The organism is Virgibacillus sp. FSP13, from assembly GCF_054048505.1.
In genome coordinates this window covers 1-21,000 of the sequence record NZ_JBSVKG010000028.1, presented here as the reverse complement: position 1 = coordinate 21,000, position 21,000 = coordinate 1, and the positions used below count along the sequence as shown (strand labels likewise).

General features: G+C 34.0%; 30 protein-coding genes. 28 read left to right on the top strand and 2 right to left on the bottom strand.

Features of this window, described 5'->3' with window-relative positions; genetic code table 11:
• Positions 1–20: 20 nt before the first annotated feature.
• From ACW2QC_RS17620 to ACW2QC_RS17495, 26 genes are all read left to right on the top strand, one after another.
• Entirely contained in the window at positions 21–488 is a 468-nt protein-coding gene (locus tag ACW2QC_RS17620; RefSeq protein WP_457545269.1) for an Rpn family recombination-promoting nuclease/putative transposase, read from the top strand.
• Between the two features lie 477 nt (positions 489–965).
• Positions 966–1,166, top strand: coding sequence for a hypothetical protein (locus ACW2QC_RS17615; RefSeq protein WP_457545250.1), 201 nt, complete (start codon positions 966–968; stop codon positions 1,164–1,166).
• Positions 1,167–1,238: 72 nt separating this feature from the next.
• Positions 1,239–1,700, top strand: a complete 462-nt coding sequence (locus ACW2QC_RS17610) for a GNAT family N-acetyltransferase (RefSeq protein ID WP_457545249.1) — start codon at positions 1,239–1,241, stop codon at positions 1,698–1,700.
• Positions 1,701–1,959: 259 nt separating this feature from the next.
• A complete protein-coding gene (locus ACW2QC_RS17605) occupies positions 1,960–2,148 on the top strand; it encodes a helix-turn-helix transcriptional regulator (protein ID WP_457545248.1) in 189 nt (62 codons plus the stop codon).
• Positions 2,149–2,152: 4 nt separating this feature from the next.
• Positions 2,153–2,650 (top strand): DUF3278 domain-containing protein, encoded by a 498-nt coding sequence (locus tag ACW2QC_RS17600; protein WP_457545247.1) that lies wholly within the window; start codon positions 2,153–2,155, stop codon positions 2,648–2,650.
• 347 nt (positions 2,651–2,997) lie between these two features.
• The gene (locus tag ACW2QC_RS17595) at positions 2,998–3,588 is read left to right on the top strand and encodes an AAA family ATPase (RefSeq protein WP_457545246.1); all 591 of its coding nucleotides are present in this window, start codon (positions 2,998–3,000) and stop codon (positions 3,586–3,588) included.
• Between the two features lie 122 nt (positions 3,589–3,710).
• A complete protein-coding gene (locus ACW2QC_RS17590) occupies positions 3,711–3,911 on the top strand; it encodes a hypothetical protein (RefSeq protein ID WP_457545245.1) in 201 nt (66 codons plus the stop codon).
• Positions 3,912–3,928: 17 nt separating this feature from the next.
• Positions 3,929–4,279 (top strand): hypothetical protein, encoded by a 351-nt coding sequence (locus tag ACW2QC_RS17585; RefSeq protein ID WP_457545244.1) that lies wholly within the window; start codon positions 3,929–3,931, stop codon positions 4,277–4,279.
• A gap of 169 nt (positions 4,280–4,448) precedes the next feature.
• Positions 4,449–4,700, top strand: coding sequence for a hypothetical protein (locus tag ACW2QC_RS17580; protein WP_457545243.1), 252 nt, complete (start codon positions 4,449–4,451; stop codon positions 4,698–4,700).
• Positions 4,701–5,226: 526 nt separating this feature from the next.
• Entirely contained in the window at positions 5,227–5,661 is a 435-nt protein-coding gene (locus tag ACW2QC_RS17575; RefSeq protein ID WP_457545242.1) for a hypothetical protein, read from the top strand.
• 78 nt (positions 5,662–5,739) lie between these two features.
• The gene (locus tag ACW2QC_RS17570) at positions 5,740–5,928 is read left to right on the top strand and encodes a hypothetical protein (RefSeq protein ID WP_457545241.1); all 189 of its coding nucleotides are present in this window, start codon (positions 5,740–5,742) and stop codon (positions 5,926–5,928) included.
• A gap of 244 nt (positions 5,929–6,172) precedes the next feature.
• Positions 6,173–6,355, top strand: coding sequence for a PspC domain-containing protein (locus ACW2QC_RS17565; protein ID WP_457545240.1), 183 nt, complete (start codon positions 6,173–6,175; stop codon positions 6,353–6,355).
• A gap of 266 nt (positions 6,356–6,621) precedes the next feature.
• A complete protein-coding gene (locus tag ACW2QC_RS17560) occupies positions 6,622–6,852 on the top strand; it encodes a hypothetical protein (protein WP_457545239.1) in 231 nt (76 codons plus the stop codon).
• Between the two features lie 592 nt (positions 6,853–7,444).
• A complete protein-coding gene (locus ACW2QC_RS17555; RefSeq protein ID WP_457545238.1) occupies positions 7,445–7,618 on the top strand; it encodes a hypothetical protein in 174 nt (57 codons plus the stop codon).
• A 254-nt stretch (positions 7,619–7,872) separates the two neighbouring features.
• Complete coding sequence (locus tag ACW2QC_RS17550) at positions 7,873–8,349, top strand: DUF2975 domain-containing protein (RefSeq protein WP_457545237.1); 477 nt, start codon at positions 7,873–7,875, stop codon at positions 8,347–8,349.
• A 10-nt stretch (positions 8,350–8,359) separates the two neighbouring features.
• Positions 8,360–8,581, top strand: coding sequence for a helix-turn-helix domain-containing protein (locus tag ACW2QC_RS17545; RefSeq protein WP_457545236.1), 222 nt, complete (start codon positions 8,360–8,362; stop codon positions 8,579–8,581).
• 534 nt (positions 8,582–9,115) lie between these two features.
• Positions 9,116–10,066, top strand: a complete 951-nt coding sequence (locus tag ACW2QC_RS17540) for an LCP family protein (protein ID WP_457545235.1) — start codon at positions 9,116–9,118, stop codon at positions 10,064–10,066.
• Positions 10,067–10,301: 235 nt separating this feature from the next.
• Complete coding sequence (locus ACW2QC_RS17535; protein WP_457545234.1) at positions 10,302–10,952, top strand: hypothetical protein; 651 nt, start codon at positions 10,302–10,304, stop codon at positions 10,950–10,952.
• A 611-nt stretch (positions 10,953–11,563) separates the two neighbouring features.
• Positions 11,564–12,379 carry a lipid II flippase Amj family protein gene (locus ACW2QC_RS17530; protein ID WP_457545268.1) on the top strand — a complete coding sequence of 272 codons (816 nt, stop codon included), beginning with the start codon at positions 11,564–11,566 and terminating at the stop codon, positions 12,377–12,379.
• Positions 12,380–12,886: 507 nt separating this feature from the next.
• Positions 12,887–13,192: a YfzA family protein gene (locus ACW2QC_RS17525; RefSeq protein WP_457545233.1), complete on the top strand. Its 306-nt coding sequence runs from the start codon at positions 12,887–12,889 to the stop codon at positions 13,190–13,192.
• A 15-nt stretch (positions 13,193–13,207) separates the two neighbouring features.
• Positions 13,208–13,579: a GntR family transcriptional regulator gene (locus ACW2QC_RS17520; RefSeq protein WP_457545232.1), complete on the top strand. Its 372-nt coding sequence runs from the start codon at positions 13,208–13,210 to the stop codon at positions 13,577–13,579.
• Positions 13,580–13,584: 5 nt separating this feature from the next.
• Complete coding sequence (locus ACW2QC_RS17515) at positions 13,585–14,451, top strand: ABC transporter ATP-binding protein (RefSeq protein ID WP_457545231.1); 867 nt, start codon at positions 13,585–13,587, stop codon at positions 14,449–14,451.
• Positions 14,444–15,049, top strand: coding sequence for an ABC-2 transporter permease (locus ACW2QC_RS17510; protein WP_457545230.1), 606 nt, complete (start codon positions 14,444–14,446; stop codon positions 15,047–15,049). The genes ACW2QC_RS17515 and ACW2QC_RS17510 overlap by 8 nt, the downstream gene beginning before the upstream one ends.
• Before the next feature lie 360 nt (positions 15,050–15,409).
• The gene (locus ACW2QC_RS17505; RefSeq protein WP_457545229.1) at positions 15,410–16,018 is read left to right on the top strand and encodes a LysE family translocator; all 609 of its coding nucleotides are present in this window, start codon (positions 15,410–15,412) and stop codon (positions 16,016–16,018) included.
• Positions 16,019–16,050: 32 nt separating this feature from the next.
• Positions 16,051–16,563, top strand: a complete 513-nt coding sequence (locus ACW2QC_RS17500; protein WP_457545228.1) for a GNAT family N-acetyltransferase — start codon at positions 16,051–16,053, stop codon at positions 16,561–16,563.
• A gap of 80 nt (positions 16,564–16,643) precedes the next feature.
• A complete protein-coding gene (locus tag ACW2QC_RS17495) occupies positions 16,644–17,174 on the top strand; it encodes an AAA family ATPase (protein ID WP_457545227.1) in 531 nt (176 codons plus the stop codon).
• 908 nt (positions 17,175–18,082) lie between these two features.
• Here the strand turns inward: ACW2QC_RS17495 and ACW2QC_RS17490 are convergent.
• Positions 18,083–18,511, bottom strand: a complete 429-nt coding sequence (locus ACW2QC_RS17490; RefSeq protein WP_457545226.1) for a GNAT family N-acetyltransferase — start codon at positions 18,509–18,511, stop codon at positions 18,083–18,085.
• Between the two features lie 107 nt (positions 18,512–18,618).
• Positions 18,619–19,044 (bottom strand): GNAT family N-acetyltransferase, encoded by a 426-nt coding sequence (locus ACW2QC_RS17485; protein WP_457545267.1) that lies wholly within the window; start codon positions 19,042–19,044, stop codon positions 18,619–18,621.
• Positions 19,045–19,740: 696 nt separating this feature from the next.
• Between ACW2QC_RS17485 and ACW2QC_RS17480 the strand changes: the two genes are divergently transcribed.
• Both ACW2QC_RS17480 and ACW2QC_RS17475 read left to right on the top strand, forming a co-directional pair.
• On the top strand, positions 19,741–19,881 hold the full coding sequence (locus tag ACW2QC_RS17480) for a YpzI family protein (protein ID WP_457545225.1): 141 nt from the start codon (positions 19,741–19,743) through the stop codon (positions 19,879–19,881).
• A gap of 491 nt (positions 19,882–20,372) precedes the next feature.
• Complete coding sequence (locus tag ACW2QC_RS17475; protein WP_457545224.1) at positions 20,373–20,777, top strand: pentapeptide repeat-containing protein; 405 nt, start codon at positions 20,373–20,375, stop codon at positions 20,775–20,777.
• Positions 20,778–21,000 lie beyond the last annotated feature (223 nt).

Below are 21,000 nucleotides of genomic sequence, written 5' to 3'. Positions count from 1 at the left end.
TGACTTCTGCGTTGCCTAGGGTGGATAATAATCAATATCACAATATTTTTCATTTGCGTGAGGATACGACCCATATTCTTTTAACGAATGACATTGAAATTCACTTCATGGAGCTTCGTAAATTGGAAGAGGATCATTATGATTTATCGGATCGATTAACAAAATGGCTGTTATTTTTGAAGGGAATTCAACAAGATGAATGGGAGGAAATAGCGATGGAAACACCTGAGTTGAAAAAAGCCATGACCACCCTAGAATTTTTAAGTCAGGACAAAGAGACGCGCCGACTTTACGAAATGCGTCAAAAGGCGCTATTAGATGAACGATCAGCGTTGGGTAAAGCTCGAAGGGAAGGGAAAGAGGAAGGGAAAGCAGAAGAGAAAAAAGAAGTAGCCATCAAATTATTAGCAGACGGCATGAGCATAACGAAGGTTGCAGAATTGACAGGACTATCCGAGGTGGAAATTGAAAGCTTGAAAAGTCAATAGTTCAAGACTTACAAAAAATAAGTAGCAGCGTGCTGCTTATTTTTTGTAAGTTCTTCCGCAAACGGGCGCGTGACAAACAGGAGATTCCACGAAATGAATCTTAACCTTACAACAGAGGATGGGATCTGTATGACAATAACCTCTAAATCTATTTTTAAGCTGTCTTCAATACTCGCTCTACTCTAGTTTCAACAATAGTATTATTATTTTTGAACGTGGCAGGAAAAATTGAAACTCCAACTCCAGCCTTAATAATACTAACTTCGATTAGTGTTTCAATTGTTTCAATGGCTCTTGTTTTGAACAAGAAAGAAACAGAATAAGGATAAAACCTACATTCACATTAGATAAAGACCTATTGTTCAATTATTGGGTGTAGTTGCGAAACAAAGGAAATCGATTCTTGTACTTAGCAGCAGGATGATTAAATTAAGGGATTATTGCTAGGTAAAGTAAATATGCTAGGGGTGTTACATAGTGGCAAGAACTGAAAAAAAGAGAAATGAAGGACTAACATTAATATCTGTAATTGCAGGAGGAGTAGGGGGATGGGTGGTTAATATTGGATTAAGTATTATAACCGATATTGATATGACTCACCTTTATGGAATCTCAATATTTTTAGGCGTTATTGTTGGTTTGCTATGGGATATAGCAGATAAGTTAAATAAAGATTAAGAATAAATATTGCAGGTGGTTACAACATTAAAAAATTTACTGGAATTGTATTTAAAGTAAGAGGGGGATTATATGAATATTAGACTTGCTGAAACAAAAGACATTAAGCAATTGATAAAAATGAGATGGGATTTTACAGTCGAATTTGATGAAAGTAAAGGAGACGAATTATATGATGGTTTCGAAAAGGAATGCCAATCTTTTTTAGAGAATGCACTTAATAGCCATCAATGGTTTATTTGGGTTGCGGAAGAAAATGAAAACATTGTATCGCATATCTATATAGAATTAATACAAAAGGTACCACGCCCCGGTAGAATAACATATCCATTTGCATATATGACAAACGTATATACAGTTCCAGAATATAGAAATAAAGGTGTCGGTGGTAAAGTGCTAAACTTAATAAATAAATGGATTAAAGAAAACAATTATGAATTTGTAATCGTATGGCCAAGTGAAGAAGCCATTAATTATTATAAGAAAAATGATTACGATCATTGTACGGAGCCTATGGTATATTTTCCTTCTTGAAGTCGATAGGGCTATTGCTTTTTGCTTTAATATCCAACTCTTAAAAAGCACAACAAAGTATGTCTGACATGGAGAGAACATCCTCTTTATAACTTTTTTCATCACAAACAAGTCTTCTTATTAGAATTACTCAAATTTAATGTATCCTATAGAAGTAATCACGGGAAATGTATGATGTTTTAGAATACCATGTGTCACATATATTTGACACACGGTGGGATGTCATATATATTGCACATATACTGAAAGGGTGTTTGTTTTGAATAGAGTCAAGGAGTATAGGGTACAAAGGAAAATTACGCAGATAGAGTTAGCCAAAAGAGTTGGCGTAGCGAGACAAACGATTAATTTAATTGAAAATAATAAATACAACCCCTCTTTGTCTTTGTGTATTTCTTTAGCCAAGCAACTCAAAACAGACCTTAATGCATTATTTTGGGAGGAATGAAACAGTGAAAAGTAAATTACTCAATCGTTTTATTGGTGCATTAGACGAAAGAGATGAATACCAACAACAAGAAATCTATAAAGAATTAGCCTTTTCAGGAATGCTGTTATGGTGCTTGACCATGTTATTGATGCTCATAAGTCTTGTAACTGATACAATTCATAATAAACTATCATTTGTAACACCATCACTTTTCCTCATTAACATGGTTTACGCAATCTTCATCCTTGTAAGATTACGAAAAAAACATCTGGATGACACAGATTGTGCTTCTATAGAAGAATATGAGGATAAAAAGAAACGGTTAAGAAAATCATCGGCTTTAGCTGGTATTCTGTGGGGCCTTTTCATGTTGATTATGATGCAGTATTTATTTCCTTATTTATCTACTGGTGAAATAGATGTAAGTTGGCAGAATATATTGATATGGGGTATTGCAGGAATATTTTTTGGTACGGCGCTATATTGGATTTCAAAATCAAAACTGAAAAAACAATTTTGAAAAGTTGCGGTCTGACGACTACACGTAAAAGAATGTTTTAGTTATTGGATGCGATTGCGAAACAAGTGCAATTTCTTTCTTATACGATAGACGGGATTAATGTGGTTAATTTGTATAATAGGTATCAGGAACACTAAAATTGCATTTAGGAGACGTAGTGTAGAGGTGAACTTTGGATTATTGATTATTGGCATAGCTCTTTTGCTTGTATCATACTTATTATCTGTGAAAAAGCAAGCTGGTTATTAGCAGGATTTAATGAAAAAATGATCAAAAATAAATCTTTACTGGCTAATGAATACATATGTTTCAGAATTAAGTTCTCCTGTAGGAAAGGAGTGGCAGTCATGAAAAGGTTAGCGATTATTACAGTTGGTAAAACACATAGCGGGAAAACTACATTTGCCAGGGCTTTAGAACATGAGTTGAACAACTCTATTGTAATGGACCAAGATAACCACGCTGAATTTATAAATACTTATTATAATTCCCTACAACCTAAACAAGGACCCAATACTCTTAAGCACTCCATCTCTCAGCTTATTGTCAATTATGCTATAGAACAGACAAAATTCCACCTTATTATTTGTAACTCAAATCGAAGTCGAAAGGGTCGCTTGTATCTGCTTGAACAGTTGTTTCATAAAAATAAATTTATTCGCATCCTTGTGCATTTTGATAGTCCAGATCATGTTCTACAGGATCGAATTACTCAAAGCAGGCGTAGTACAAATATATTTAGAGGGGCTTCTAATTTTGCGGAAGTGCTTGCGCGGCAACAGGCCGATTCTCTAAAAGAAGATGTGACTGATCCAGTTGAAGGAGAAGCAGACCATTTATTCGTGATTAAAGATAATGAGGAAGTTGATTTTGTCATACAAAGAATTATTCATATTGCAAAATGTCGACACGTTGATGAACATTCAAATAATGATTAAACATCGTCGCTTCTTACTTAACTTTCCATATAAATTAACGGGAGCTAATTAGAAATTACAGCTTATTTCACTATAGTGCAGATTAGTGAAAGTTAATATTCAATAGTTAGGGGACGTTTATCTTGATAGATGATAAAGTAAAAGAAAGAATTGAACAGTTAGATGAAACCGATGCCAAAGCAATGCTAAAAATAATTTATGGGTTTGTTGAAACTGCTGTAACGGGTAATGGTGGGGATGAAATGATAAAAGAATGCGTGGATAAGGTGTCTAACTTTTATAAAAGCATTCCGGATATAAAAGAGCTAGATGGAAAAGAATGAACTAAAAGGAGTCTATAATGAAAATAAATTTAATGCTTTTTGTATCATCTGTAAAGGAGCAAAAAGAAAACAATATCTCCGAACTAATGATGAAAACATTTGAATCTAATGTTCGTCCTGCTAAAGGGGACATCCTTGATGATCCAGGCTTTCATCCAGGTTTTCATAATGGATATGAGGTTGTAAGAATCACGATCAATTATGCTTCAAATGAATGCTTTGTTTCCTTGCAACCACTAGTGTTAGAAAGGGAAGAAATCAGGATAGAAACCTATATAGAGAGACTTAAAGCACACGGATGGCGTGATATCTCAAAGGAAGAATTAAAAGGACAACCTGAACAAGACGATGATCTTAACAAACTTTAGGGTTGTTTTGTTATTTTGCTAATACAACAACGGGTGCGTTTCTAGGGTAAAATGAATGCTTGTTATTTGTTTGCTGAACGCATTGCAGAAGTTCATAAAAATTCTTTGGTGGTTACTGTAAATGCTGTATAATGAAAGTAAAGTAATAACCGAAATGGAGGGTGATTGCTTGAAAAGGTTAGAAGGTTACGCAGCCGAAATTATAAAAGATATTATTCATGATGAAGAGTCTGTTTTTGAAATAGATGGTAAAAGATATCATCTTACTTTCATGGAGGAACCCATGACTACAGTCAAAGACGATGTTCAAACAGATCCCGAATTGGAACAAAAATTACGACATGCAAAAACAGATATATTAGACAACAGGGTATACTCTACAGAAGAGATCTTAGAAATGATTGAACAAGGTGAATTATAATGGAAGTAAAATGGACTAAACAGGCTTTAGAAGGGTTTAGCAGTATCCGTAGCCAACATTTTGCTTCTGAGGAGACAATGGAATATAAAAAAACGTTAGCAATCAGAATATGAGAAAAAATTTCCATTATGGGAATTAGTCTCGAGGCAGATCAACCAGAGTGGGAAGGTAGCTATAAAGTGATTGTTGATAAGTATATCGTTTACTATTCATTTTCAGAAGATAGAACAACCTGCTATATTGAATACTTTAAGCATTTTAGACAAAATAGATAGCTGAGAAAGACATTAACGTAATATCTTTTTTAGCTATTTAATTTCGTTTTTTTACTTGCATATAGGATGTTCTAAAAAGACTTTAGAATGAATATACAGAATTTTGATAGTATAGAGTATTTACTGTCGTATTTGAAGGTGAAATTATTTCATATCATCCCCAAACTATAAACAAATTTATGAAACTGTTGGGAAAGTAAAAATTTACAAGAAAGAGCATTGGATGTAATTGGTATTATAGGGGGGCAAGCATGGTCTATGGTATAAACCCAAAAAAACTATCATTTTTTAGTATTCTCTTTTTGGTTCTATTATGGAATATGTTAAAAGATTATTTTGGGATGTCTTTTTCCTTAATTTTAGTGGTTTTACTAATGGCTGTTGGATTAGGGTCAATTCGATTTAAACTTGAACTTAACAAGGACCATTTCGTATATCATATGCAATTTTTTCAGATGAGCCTTTTTAAGAAACATGTTTACCCTAACCAAATCGTGCAACTAAAATTTGTGCGTGTTGGCTGGAATGAAAAAGGTGCAATTATCAAAGTCGACAAAGGATGTAATATTAGACTAACTATTCTTGAATCACAGAAAGCTTATGAAGATTTAATGGATTTTGCTCATGATCATGAAATACCTATATTTAAAACGAAGGATTATTTAATTTTAGAAAAAATGAAATGAAGTTCTGGGGGTAAATTTGTACATATACATATCGAGCGGGAAGAAACACTCCAATTTTTGTGAGAGGATGAATCAACAGTGTTTTTGTTTTCTGTGGTAGGTGACGTGGTTGTAGGAGATATCATCTTTCAAATATTTTTATTGTTATTTGTTGCTGCTATAGTTGCAGGGGTTATTTTATTGTTCGCTAAGTTTAAGAAAAGAAATAAACGATTATTGAGAATAGAAGAAAAGTTGGATAGGGTCTTGTCAGAAAAAGAAAGATAAAAGTTATAAAGTTAGCGGGGCGATTGTCTTGAACTTAAAAAAGTATATAGTAGCATTTTCTGCAGGATATGTTGTTAGTATGTTGATGGGATACTTCATTTTTGATTATTTTTCATGGGGATTCGTTGCTGGTCTTCTAATTAGCATCATTTTGTTCGTATTTATAATAAAGGTGCTTAGTAAGAAGAAAAGTTCATGATGCGTTAAGGCTAAGCAGTAGGAGTGTAAGCGAGGAGGGGTTGCATTGAATAACAAATTAAGAAAATCGTCAACAGATAGGTCATTATCTGGAGTTTGTGGAGGCATAGCTGAGTTTTTCGGTATATCTTCGTTCGTAGTAAGACTATTATTTATTTTTCTACCTGCTAGTTTGCTTATCTATCTAATTCTTGCCAACATAATTCCTGATAGTCCTCCATCATTGTGAAGTCAATATCTAAACCCATCTATCTGTAGGCAGACATTCATTTCTCAAATAGATAATAGGGAGAACCGCCAGATGGGAAAGGATGATACATGAAACGTGTTTTAATTTTGCCCAATAAAATGTATCCTGACATTTTCTATTATTTTTGGTGCATATTCGGTAAAAAGTCTTCAATCGATTTACCTGATTTTAAAAGGTATTCTGAATACTTATGGTAAAATAAATTAATGGGAAAGGTTAGTAAAACTAGAGCAATAGGAGAGGTTATGATGACAGAAACCACTGATACCAATGGGTTTGATAATACTTTAGATGCTGTTAATAATCTTACAGAAGAGGATGCTAAATCATTGTTAAAAATAATTTATGGATTTGTTGCTACTGCTATGATTGGAGGTGGCGGGGATAAGGTGAAGTTGGAGGTTATAAATAAGCTATCAAATATATATAAACGTATCCCAGACCTAAATAATTTAAGAGATAAAAAGAATCCTTAAAAATTGATCAGTGTTTAAGTATTGTGAAAAAATGTACATGAACTATAGGATCTTTTCTTCAATAGGAATTGTACCTTGTTCCATTAAAGAGCGGTTACATAAGATAGGAGGTATTAAAATTAAAGATAAGAATAATAACGATGATAGCAATAGCACCTCATTAAAAATTGTATCTTATTGGTTTTCTATTCCAAGGATTTTGCGTGCAGGTCTTTTTTGGATTGTAATGCTCATACTCGCAATATTTGGTTGGATAAAAATACTAGAAAGTTATTTTTAATTTAACATCATAAACAAGCAGGTGCTTATCTTAAATGTAGTATTGAGTGCAAGTGTTAATATGAAATAGTTCTGTTAGTGGCTTAGAAAATGGGGTGACATTGTGTTTATTATTTTTATTTTTATTATTCTAATCGTATTCTTATTTGATTTCACAAAATTAAGAGGACAAAATCAGAAGCTAATTGAACAAAATGACCATATCATTAGTTTATTAGAAGATATAAAAAATCAAGGAAAATCAAAGTGATAGATATTTTCTTTAGGTAACATGTTTAAGCGTTGAGCAAGGATTTTGCAAGGGGAGGGAAATTTGCTAAAAGTATTAAGTATTATTTTGTCGGTATTTGTTGTCACATTAGGAGGCATTGCTTTAATAACTCAAAACTTTGATTTACTACCCTATATGTTGTTTTTATTAGGTATCCATTCTTTTGTTTTGGGATTTAATATAAAAAAGACCGAAAAGATTTTGGGGGCTATGTGAACATTGGAGCTTCTGTATTTGTGATTTTGTTGGTATATATATTACAATTCTGGAATATTGTAGCAGGGTGTTTAAGATCCACTATATATTTTTGAAGTATCTCTCTCTAAGCAGAGATGTCTTTTATTTCATCAAAAAAGAAAGGATATTTCGTAATAACGATAATATTATATCCAAAATTAATAACTATTTATTGTAAAACGATAAACTTTGTATTAGGATTATAATAACAATAAATAGTGAGGTGCTTCTTTATGGAACGGGGAAGAACTTTCTTTTTAAAGTCAGCAGTTTTTCTTATTGGGATCACGGTGCTTGCATTATGTATATTTTGGTTACCTTGGTTAGCAAATGATACGACAAAAATGTTTCCGGAGTTTGCTTATTTGCAATATCCCGTTTTAGTTGGATTGTATGTAACAACGATACCGTTTTTCATTGCTCTATACCTGGCTTTAAAACTTTTGAACTACATTGATAATAACAATGCTTTTTCTGGATTGTCTGTAAAATTTTTAAAGTATATAAAATACTGTGCAGTTACGATCAGTTTCTTATATGTGATAGGGATTATTTTTCTTATGTCACAAAAAGCTTTACACCCAGGAATAGCAATAATCGGATTTACAATTATTTTTACTTCTGTTGTTATTGCTGTCTTCACTGCGGTTCTTCAGAGATTATTAAAAAATGCTTTAGATATAAAACTGGAAAATGATTTCACAGTCTGAGGTGTAGGCAGTGCCAATTATAATCAATATTGATGTGATGTTAGCGAAAAGAAAAATGAGTGTAACAGAACTATCCGAAAGAGTCGGAATCACTATGGCTAACCTTTCTATTTTGAAAAATGAAAAGGCAAAAGCAATCCGATTATCAACTTTAGAAGCAATTTGCAAATCATTAGAATGCCAACCAGGAGATGTTTTAGAATACAAAAGTGATGAAGAAATACAAGAATAATAGGCTTCATTTTTTTTAAACAATTGATGCTTTTACTTTAATAAGGCCTTGGAAAGATCTTCTGTAATCGGGTACAAGAATAAAATTAGAGTCAGCGCCTGTCTTGTATGTCAGTTCCAGATTGTTGAAAATGAAGTAATACTTGTTTATGTAACGGGGCAAGGGTTAAACATGGCGATATTAAATTGCGCCTATTTTATTGCTAATATTATGTTAGTATTGAAATACCAAAATATTAATCTAAATATAAGGTTCAAGATGGTTTACGGTTAATTCAAGAGAACGGTCGACAAAGAGGACTTATTGAATATATCCCCGGTATATATACGTGAAGAGCTATAAATGAAAAAATAATATATGGTGATTGATTGCTTTTGGATTATAAAAAAACAGACTATTCCGATAAAAAGATGTACAAAAAGGCATTATGGTTTGAAAGAAAAATAAGCCTTGCGTATAAAGAAATGGCAGATATATAGAAAATCTGACTATCTACCTGCTGACCAAACCAAAATAAAGAAGGACAGAATAATTATGGAAACTAAACGAGTAGTAAAGAGAAGGAAACTCCGAAGAAAAAGGGTACTTCTTCTAGTACTTATTACGATCTTCACCCTTGTCATTGGAACCTTTGGCTATGCTTACTGGCAGTATAAGTCTGCATTAAAGGCATCTTTAGCTGAGGTTGGTGATGATAACGAATCTGAAACAGAATTCCATGGTGTGAAAGACAAATTTGGCAATGTCAATGTATTACTGATTGGTGTGGACTCAAGGGGAGAAAAACACTCACGATCAGATGCAATTTTGCTTGCCCAATATAATCAGGATACCAAAACACCAAAATTAGTATCTATTATGCGAGATTCCTATGTTAACATTCCAGATCACGGAATGAATAAAATCAATGCAGCAGAAGCTTTCGGGGGCCCGGAATTACTACGTCAAACGATAAAGGAAAACTTTGATGTAGATATTCAATATTATGCGTTAATCGATTTCAAAGGTTTTACTAAAATGATTGATAGGGCTTTTCCGGATGGTATAGAAATAGATGTTGAAAAACAAATGTCAAAAGAAATTGGAGTAACCCTATCCCCAGGTGTACAAACGCTAAATGGAAAAGAATTGCTAGGATATGTACGATTTAGAAAAGATGCTCAAGGGGATTTTGGTAGAGTTAACAGGCAACAGGAGGTTTTAAAAACCCTTGCAGATAATGTAGTTAGTTTTTCTGGAATTACACAAGTGCCAAAAATGGTTGGAACCATTCAGCCATATATTGACACCAATGTAGACAAGAAACTCATACTATCTGTGGCCACTAGCTTTATATCTGATGACAATAGTATTCAATCTTTTAGAATACCTGTAGAGGATGGATATAGAAATGCTAGGGTCATGATAGGCGGTTATAATAGTGCAGTACTTGAACTAGACTTGGATAAGAATCGTTCAGCTTTAAACGACTTCTTAGAAAATTAGGGATTACAAGCTTGCTTAGTTTTGATTGTGTCCACCTGTAATGCGTAATTAGCCTGGGGTCTAAATCGTTAAAAGAAGGAATAGGTTTTGGAAAGCGGAAAAACATAGTCCACTAAGAAGGTGGAAGGTGCTTTTTAATTTGTCTATATTTTTACTTTCTGTGCAGATTTTGTCTGAATATGTTTCTGTATGTAAAAAACTATAAGTCTATCACATATTGTAGGGGGGAGAGAAAATGCGTTGCAAACGACCAATAACGATTCTATTTATAACTGCTTTACTCCTTATGGCTTGCAGTGATAACTCAGAAGAGAGTCAAATTGTAGAGGAGCAGGACAGTGAAGGAGCAAGCAACTCTCTCCATCAAAAAGAAGATAAATCGAAATCCGTACCAGAATTAGAAGAAGCTGTGACTGATGATTCTAAGGGAACATCTTCAAAAGAAAAAGAAAACAAAAATTCAAATGATCAATCTAAAGTCAAGGAAGATAGTGTACTGTCTGAATACTCTTCTAATGAAATTGAATACGCCCGTGTTTGGTTACAAATTGTGGGAAATAAAGATATTGAAGAATTAAACGTTCGACATATTTCAGCTGGAGAACAGGTTAATCCTTATGATGATGACAGTGTTGATTATCCAGAAGATGTTATTGCATTAGGAGGCAAAATTATGGCAGCTGGAACCGTCACTTATAGCGGAAATGGAGATGGCACGATTAATTTATACAATGTTCCCTCGCATTGGCCTAATTATAAACAGATAGATGTATCCATGGAAAAATACACGGAGGATATCATTAAAAATACAGAGCAAATTTACATTGATCCGGGTGATGATGAAGAAATTATAAAGGTAATCAAAAAGCTAAATATTGGAAGTTAAGCAATCGGGGGCTAATCACGAATAAGGATTAGCACCAATGCACCAATACTGAAGATAAGGGCTATTTTTCGGAATTAGGTTAGAACTAACTGGCAGAAGAATTGAAGTAGATGTTCTTTTAACTTCGGTGGAAGGGGTGATCTATTATCAAGAAAGTAGTTGCTGTTCTCATCCTTCTCTTACTATTATTAGCAGGATGTATTAATGTTCAACACAATACAGATTTAGGCAAGTCAATTTATTCAATTGTAGAAGATAAAAGTATTAGTGAAATAAGTCTTAAATCATTAACATCTTTTGATTGGGATAAGGCATTCCTATTTACACCTTATAGTACCCAAGATGGAATAGAAGAACAATTAGGTGTTAATTTTAATGACCCAAGTAATATCTACTTGAGAGACGATATATACCTGTTAGTTTTTATGAACGATGAAAAGGTTGTTCAGTATGTTGAAGTCGAACGTCAGGGTGTTGATTTTACAATAGGGGAGAAGAAATTTCTAACCCCTTCCGATGATTTAATAATTATTGATAGGCATTAAAGAAACTTACTTTTTGTAGTAACGGGGGCAAAGGTTAAAGAACGGAAACAAAAAGAAGGTGTTATGTTGGAGGTTGTTACTGAGAAACTAATATACATAGCTTTATTTATTTTTATCATTCATTCTATTGAAACACTTGCCTATGCTGTTAGGTTATCGGGCGCGAGGGTAAAGATGATCGCCTCAGCTTTATCTCTTTTTAATATAATGGTGATGGTTTCAAGATTGGCGAATATGATGCAGCAACCTTTTACAGGAAGTTTAATTGACACTGCACCAAGTAATAATGCACTAGAGTTTGTAGCGACACAATTTCGCTTTCTCATAGGTGCCTCAACAGTTGGAACAATTTTTGGGATACTTTTACTGCCTACTTTTATCGCTCTATTTTCAAGGGCAATCATTCATTTATCTGAAGAAAAGGGTTCTGTTCCATCTTTATTTAAAAGACTATTTTCCTTGCAGTACATAAAACGTGGTATTACGCATTTTAATTTACCTAAATTTTCTTACTTGAAAGATACTAAAATTAAAGATATTCCAATAAGATTGTTTTTGGTAAATATGATAATAACGGCAATATATACAATTGGTGTGTTATCTGCATTATATGCAGCTTTACTAACACCTGATCGTGCATCAACAGCTATTATGGCCTCAGGTTTAATAAATGGTATGGCGACAATACTGTTAGTTATTTTTGTTGATCCAAAAGTCTCTGTGGTTGCTGATGACGTTGTTAACCAAAGAGGAAGTTATCAAACACTAAAAAACATTTCCTTGATGATGGTTACATCAAGACTATTAGGAACATTGTTGGCACAATTATTTTTTATACCAGGTGCAAAATATATTGCTTGGTTTACACAGTTCATTGTTTAAGGTATTCAATAGTTTCGAAGACTCCAGCCCCTTTCTGTTGGGAGTGAGCTGACCACCCTTGAGAAGTCTTATATTATTGTTATTATTATAACATATTGATTATTGTATAAATGACTTAAAAAAAATAAGCTTATAATGATTTTTTACTTCTAATAAGAGCATGTTTTGATAATTTTTTATCAAAACATGCTTTTTCTGTTTGTTTATATGTATAAAAATGGGGTCAAATCTTATTGTAAACGTGTTGATTCAGGCTTCTGTTTTATTGTGGTAAGTTTGTCTTTTTAAAAAATTTTCTTTCTTTTTGAATAAAAATGGTTGCACGACTGTTTTACATGTGTATATAATGTTAATATAGTATATATACATTATACAAAAATGTTGAGGAGATAAATCGGTTTTTCAATGACAATTAAGAAAGGCAACAACCTCTACACTTAAGCTCTATCGAAGGTTTGAATTTAGTACATACTCAAAATGTTGAAGCGTGAGAGGAGAAATGTTCAAATGACAGGTGCAGAAAAAACACAAAACATTAATCTGACAAAACGCTGGATGATCACTATTGGTATATTTTTATTGGTTCAATTGATCTTTTTTAATGTTGATGGCACTCTTCTGGAGCCGAACATAAACGATAGTGATAATTTATTTGCCAGGATAGGAAGATGGATTTTGGACTCGAAGCTCTTTACGGAATGGATTACCCCTTATTCTTTTCCATTTTTTAATTTGCTCCTAACAATTCATGTTATTGTTATATTGATTCAAGCAGTACAGGATATTATTTCAAATATGTTTTCAAAAAAATAAAGAAGAGGGATTGACATGCAAATAATTATTTCCAATAGTTCAAAGGAGCCGATTTATGAACAAATTACAAATCAAATTAAATCGTCTATTTTAGCAGGTGAATTACAGGAGGGTGCGCCTATACCTTCCATGCGAAAACTCGCAAAGGATTTACAAATTAGCGTTATTACGACAAAACGGGCTTATGAGGAATTGGAGAAGGCGGGCTTTATCTATTCCATTGTTGGGAAAGGCTCTTTTGTTGCAGAGCAAAATTTAGAGGTCATAAGAGAGAAGAAGCTGAAGGTCATTGAGGAGCAGCTGAGTGCGGTCATAACGAACAGCAAAGAAATTGGGCTGTCAATTGATGAGCTACAGCAATTATTGAAGATTTTATATGAGGAGTGAAATAATTGGAAAATGTGGTTGAATTAAAAAATGTAACGAAGAAATTCAAAGATTTTTCCGTTAAAAATATTGATTTACAAGTGAAGCAGGGATTTGTAACGGGATTTATTGGAGCAAATGGTGCTGGTAAATCGACAACGATAAAAATGATGATGAATTTATTAAAGCCGGATGTCGGTGAGGTTAAGCTTTTCGGCTTGGATTACACGACGCATGAGAAGGCGATCAAGGAGCGTATTGGATTTGTGTACGATGGCAATGTATTTTTTGAAGGGCTGAACTTAAAAGATATAAAACGCATTGTTGCACCAGCTTACAAACACTGGGATGATACACTATTTTATCAATATGTTGAACAATTCGAATTACCGCTTAATAAGGCGATGAAAACTTTTTCAAAAGGGATGCAAATGAAGGCTTCATTGGCGATTGCATTATCACATTATGCAGAGCTGATCATTATGGACGAACCAACAGCAGGTTTAGACCCGATTTTTAGACGGGAGTTGTTGGATCTCTTACAGGAATTAATGATTGATGGTAATCGTACCATTTTCTTCTCTACGCATATTACAACAGATTTAGACCGCATCGCAGATTATATAGCTTTTATACAGAGAGGGGAAATCGTATTTAATCAGTCCATCCACGACGTAGCAGAAAACTATGCGCTCGTTAAAGGAAGAATGGATCTTCTGGATAGAGACACCGAAAAGGCCTTTGTTCATATTCATCGTGCACCAACAGGATTTGAGGCATTAACGGATAATATTAAAGCAGTGAAAAATATTTTTGAAGACACGGTTATAATTGAACGGGCATCTCTGGAAGATATCATGTATTACTTGAAAGGGGGCATACACCATGTTTAATTTAATCAGACGTGATGTCATCCTGCAGAAGAGGCAGTTATTAATCTTTATTCCTTTTATTTTAGTTTTTATTATTATGGGCGTTCCTCCTGTTTTGACTTTTCTGGTTGCCAGTATTTTTATTCCCTTTAATACTTATGGTTACGATGAAAAAGTAGAGACAAATATATTATTGAATTCCTTACCTTACACACGGACGGAAATTATCGCAGCACGCTATCTTGGTGCTATCGTTTATATGATTTTATCCATTGTGGTGACAAGTCTGGCATTATTTTTATTCCATAAACCTTTTACGTTTAACGATATTTCGATTGGTAGTGGATTATTCTTGATATTTGCAGCATTTACTTTTCCATTATTCCAAGTATTCAAACCAGGATATATTACAACAGTCGTTCTTATTAGCTTTGTTCTTTTAACATGGCTGGCATGGCCTGTTTTATGGTTTATAAATGAACATTTAACAGTAATAACTGATTTTATTGTTAATACATCTACCTCTGCTTTATATACGGGAGCAACAATTATTACCTTGGTAGTCTATTCTCTATCTTGGTGGATTACCACTACCATTTATAAGCGAAAAGCGTTTTAAGTCGGTTCTTTGCACTAACTAACTTGAAAATTCAAAATGAACTATGACTATAACTATGCAAGAAATTGCGATATTCTTTTTGGATGTGAAGCCATTTTTCTGGATGTTTAATCCTACACAGGTTTCGGTGGGGTCCTTATATATATTTTGCTGTACTAAATGTAAGATTGGGAGGCCTAGTGGAAATGACTATCAAATTGTATATTGATAGTCATTTTTTTGATATATGTATATTTGAAAAAGGTGAACTATAATTTTCAGAATTAATCCATTTTATTGAATGGTATATGTTAAAATTAAATGAGTCATTAAATTACATAAGGAGGGAGGACACCTATGTTAGAAACATAAACTTTTGGCATGTTCACGATTTCTGCGCTGGTACTACTTGTGATTCCTGGACCGTCTGTTCTTTATATAATAGCACGTAGCATGGACCAGGGGCGTATGGCAGGTCTTGTATCTGTCTTGGGAAATGCGCTGGGAAGCGTCATACTATCTGTTGCTGCTGCAGCAGGATTGACAGCAATTCTGGCTTCAACTGATATGGTTTTCAACGTTGTGAAGTATCTTGGTGCCGCCTATCTAATTTATCTGGGGATAAGCCGCTTGTTCAGTAATGATAGTCATGCCCAGATAGTACCTCAGCGTAAACGACTTCTACATATATTTAACCAGGGGATCATTGTTGCGGTATTGAATCCGAAAACTGCTCTATTCTTCGTTGCATTTGTCCCCCAGTTTGTTGATGCATCACAAGGAGGCATATGGGAACAAACACTCTTTTTCGGACTTATGCTCGTTATACTTGGAGTTTGTACCGATAGTATTTATGCTTTACTAGCTGGAACGGCCGGAAACTGGTTGAATCGGCGGGGGAATTTTAGTGGAAAGCTGCGCTACGTCTCTGGTGGAATTTATGTGATTCTTGGCGTGGTTTTTGCCTTCACGGGTTCCGGGAAGCGATGAAACGGTCGTAAATGATGAAAGGGATGTTGTAATTGCCAATTATTTCAGAAAGACTGTTATTTCGTCCATACAATGATGATGATTTTGAATTTCTTATGTCCTTGTTATCAGATCCTGAAGTAGTAAGATTTATTGGAAATGGGAAGACGAAGGATAAAAACGGTGGAAATGATTTTTTGAATTGGATATATCGTACATATGAATTTGGCGAAGATATGGGATTAAGGCTTTTAGTCAATAAAGAAGATAACACTTTAATTGGACATGCAGGTTTAGTTCCCCAAACTATTGATGGTGAGGAAGAAATAGAAATAGGCTATTGGATAACGCGTGAACATTGGGGAAAAGGGTATGCAACAGAAGCGGGCAAAGCACTGCTGGAATATGGACATAAACAACTTGATAGACAAAGATTTATTGCACTGATTCAACCTGGTAATGTAGCTTCTCACAATGTTGCAAAGAAACTAGGGATGGAGTTAGGGAAAAAAGTTGTATTGGGCGGGGAAGACGTGGATGTGTATTCCACGATTACAGATAATTGACTCGGTAGATTGTACTTAACTGCGGGCAGATAGATCAAAAAGGACTTTCAAAATAATATTTGAAATGGAGTAAAAACTAAATGATTGTAATGATAAATGGAGCATTTGGCGTAGGGAAAACAACAATTTCTAATGAACTGTTAAAAGAGATAAAAAATAGTATGATATATGACCCTGAAGAGGTAGGTTTCATGTTAAGAAATGTGATCCCAGGGAATATAAAACAGCTTGAAGCAGAAACAGGAGATTTTCAAGATTTACAATTATGGAAGGAGTTAACTGTTCACGTAGCAAATCTTTTAATTACTACATATAAAAAGAACCTAATCGTACCAATGACTATTCGCAATTCAGATTACCTTCATTATATTAGAAAGGGATTTAAACGCATCGATAAACAAACATACCACTTTTGTTTAACAGCAAGTAGGGACACTATTTACGAAAGACTTAGGAAACGGGGAGAGGACGAAGGTAATTGGTGTTTTCAGCAAACTGATAAATGCTTAAACGCCTTTCAAGACAACAGCTTTGAGGAGTACATAGATACTGAAAATGTAAGTATTATTACTGTTATTGATAGGATTAAGCAGACGGTTGATCTTTCTTGATAGGGTAAATATGATACTGGGTGTTTCTTAATAAACAGAAATGTGCTATTTCCAGAAGGATTCACAATATGATTAGAGTTTAGAAGGGTGTTATAATAATGGTATCAAAAGAATGGGGCGGTGAAGGTTATGAAATGGCCAGAGGTTCCTGGGAACTGAAAAGCATCGTCATCAATAGTAAAGTGAAAGGATATTTACTTGGATACGGATAGTACATTATTGGCACTAAATAGTTTAGGATTAACAAATAACTAATTATGGTGGACACCTCACAAGCTAGCAGTTTATTAATCATTTTTCTCTTGTATTGCTCCATAACCGCACCCTTTTACGGAACAATGATTTATGCTATTTGTTGTTAAACTTTTGACCTAATTTGAAAAACAAAAATAACCTAGTAATTAAAGTATAAATGAAAGCAATATGTTATAATAGACTGGCTCCGCATGAGGGGTTTGGCAGCACTGTCGCTCGTCTTCGGTGGGAGAATTCCCGGGGAGGGGGGTAGCCAATGGACATTGTTAGTGCGCTAACGCTTATGATATCCCTCGGGATGAAAGCACGCGTTTATCGTTTCTGATAATAACCGCAAAAAATAACCCCTCATATGCGTTTCACCGGCGCTGAGGGATTTTTTTGCCTTAAGCTTGCTTAGCCCCTCTTGATGGGGTTCGGTCTATTGCGACCGCTCCATGATCCAACATGGGCGGTCTTTATTAGTGTATGCACTTATAATTATACAACGAAATCAATGTTTGTACACATTTTATTCATTTTTACTTCTTTGTTCCTTCAATTCGATTTTTAAGCAAGCTTCAGACGCAATTTATTATTTATATGAAACTTACACCATCACGTATCAAAAAATCTTTCTTATTCGATTAGCGCGCCCGTTTGATGAACAAAATTTAGTTTTTAGTCCACTCCATTAAATACTCCTGCTTATTAGTTTGCTCATCTGTTAATTCTTTTTTTATAATAAAGCCATTCTTTTCATAAAAACGTACTGCCGAAATATTTTCTTTATATACTTTCAACTGAATTATATTTCTTTGTCTTTTTTCAAAGTTCAATAACTCTTTCCCAGCTCCATTATTTTGATATGCCACATCAATAAAAAGTGCTGCCAAATAGTCGTCTACCATTGAAATAAATCCTACAATCTTTGTTTTACTAGTTATGACATGCGTTTCTGACATTGGGATATACTTTTCCTTCATCTCTTCAATTTGGGATTTCCAATAACCAGAATCAATAAAATCGTGTGCCTGCAATGAACCTTTGTACCAAATGTCAACCAAAGTATCAATATCCTTATCTTTATATGCTCTTATCATAATATCCCTCTTTTTCCGATTAACCCACACTTACACAATTTGGACCGATTCTTCAAGGTTGGCCGCTGATCCTTATGCCATTAAAGCGCTACGTTTGCAGTATATTTTCACAAATCTTTTTCAAGAATTATTTTCGGTTCACCACTACTGTCTGTATATGTTCCAATTACATCAAAACCGTTTTTTATATTCAAAATGAGCATATTACGCCATTTGTTTTTTGTCTTGGTTTGAATGACTTTATAACCTTTTTCCTGTAAGTACAAATGTTGCTGGTTCATCAATTTGGAAGCAACACCTTTATTTCTATGGTTTTCATCAACACCGCCAAGCCAACTATAAAAGCTGTCAGATTCAAGTTCGTAACCAATCTTATATCCTACAACCACATCTTTTTCTAATCCCACTGTAAATAATATTTTTGGTTTGCTTTGTGCTTTGCTAACTAGCGTATCAGAGTCTTTAAAAATAATTTCGTGTAACATTAAAATTTGATTTAGTAATTTTGGATCGGGAAAACCGTCGATATTCACAATATCCAAAGAACCACCATCTTTCCCTTATGCCATAAATGGCCCTTATATGGCATAAAGGGCGCAATGCTTTATGCTGCAATCGCGCCCGATGCTTTAATAAGGTATTATGTTAAACCTGTTAATTTTGTTTATTTGTCTTCATTGACCGCCGTAAACACAAACCCGTTAAATGAGGTTTGCTATTCATATACACAAGTAAAAAGGATACTACAATAAAAAGTAAAAATTTCACATTATCCCTCCTCTTAATATCATTATGGATTTGTCACTACAAAACTTTCACTAACTGGCCCTATTGTTGAATTATCCTTTTCCTTCATTGCTTTTTTTATCAAAGACCCCAAATTACAACTGCCAATGAAATAATTATCCCAACCAATGCAATAAATAACGGAGAAATGGTTAAATCACCCTCCCTATTAAATGGCCAAATTCAAGAAGTGGCCAGTTTTCGGAAAAAAGTTCTTGAAGATTAATCTAATTAGTACAACAAGTATAACATTTATAATTCAAAATACGTATGGCTATTTAGGCTATTTTCGTATATGGTTATTATCTACGGGTTACTTGTGAGGAAACAAATACTTAAAACACCCCCAATTTACTGCAAAACTTATGCAATCACAATACAACAATACATGATGCATAATCTTTTGCAGAAGACTCATGTTAAGATTGGGAGGTGCTAAAAAAATGGGTAGGGATCGGCAAGAGAAAAAGTTAAGAAAAAGTGGGCTTGTTGAATCAGATCGAGATGTGGGTCTTCGCTATAAAGGTACAACAAAAATGTCCAGCCCTGAAGAGGCCAGAAGGTTAAACGATGGGAAGAAATAAAAATGGGAAATAGCGAGCGATCATCTTTAAACATAAGTAGTTCAGCTTTTGTGGAGAAAAACAGAAATATCATTACAAATGGAGTGCTAAATCGAAAAAGTTTTAGCACTCTATTTTTTTTGTTGTTAATTATATGTAATTTGAACCTAAATTGACACTGAAATCTGTAATTTACAGAGTGACAATAGCTGTTGTCAATGTACTAATTGACATGTTAATTGGTTTGCTTTTATTTGATATGTTAATTTTTAGTTGTAAGGCAATTTAGAATTTGATGGGAAAAACATGTTATAATGGATACTCCCTGCATGAATTTACAATCTGATTATAGTTGCCAAGTTCATAGCCGGTTAAGAGAAAAAGGTTTCAAAGGCTGTACAGTATTTGACTGTTTAGGTGCTGGATAAGTCGTTTCGCAGTTTATTTTTAATGGTAAAAGTTGGCGAGATAATCCTGAAACTGGGAAAAAAATGTTCCAAGTGTTTCCCGTAATGGAACAAATCCATGAAATGATTGCCTATGCAGCAGAAGCCTTGTCGTACGATATTCCTACTGCCTTGTCTGATAAATTGGTAGAGAAATTAAAGGGGCTGCAGAATTTAACGAAACTGGATGCTGATGAATTATTCTCTCTTGATCTGGTGATGTACCGATTTTCTTTGAATGAATTGCTTACAGTAGCAAGTGCTTCTATTAGAGAAAATACTATTGCAAAGTTACCTGGTGCTAAAAAGGTTAAAGATTTTGACCATGCAGTAGTTGATTGGATGTGTAAAAAATTAAAGGACAAGGATTTGAGAGCAACTGATTTCAGGGGAGTATATTTAATTGCTGCCGATTTGCGGGATGCTGATTTTAGTGGGGCTAATCTTTCTGCAAGTATGTTTTTGACATAAATGCAAATTAATTCAGCTAAAGGTTGATGTAAGGACGATATTACCTTTTCATTATACAACGGCCTCCCCATTCCATTGGATTAACAAATTTTGTTCATGTTATGTATAGAAGAAGATTTTCAAAGATTATCTCCGTTCAATGATACAGAATCACTTATTCAATTATCGGGTACGTTAGCAGAAGTACCTTGATTTGATTATTTCGCAATCGGGCCATTTTGTC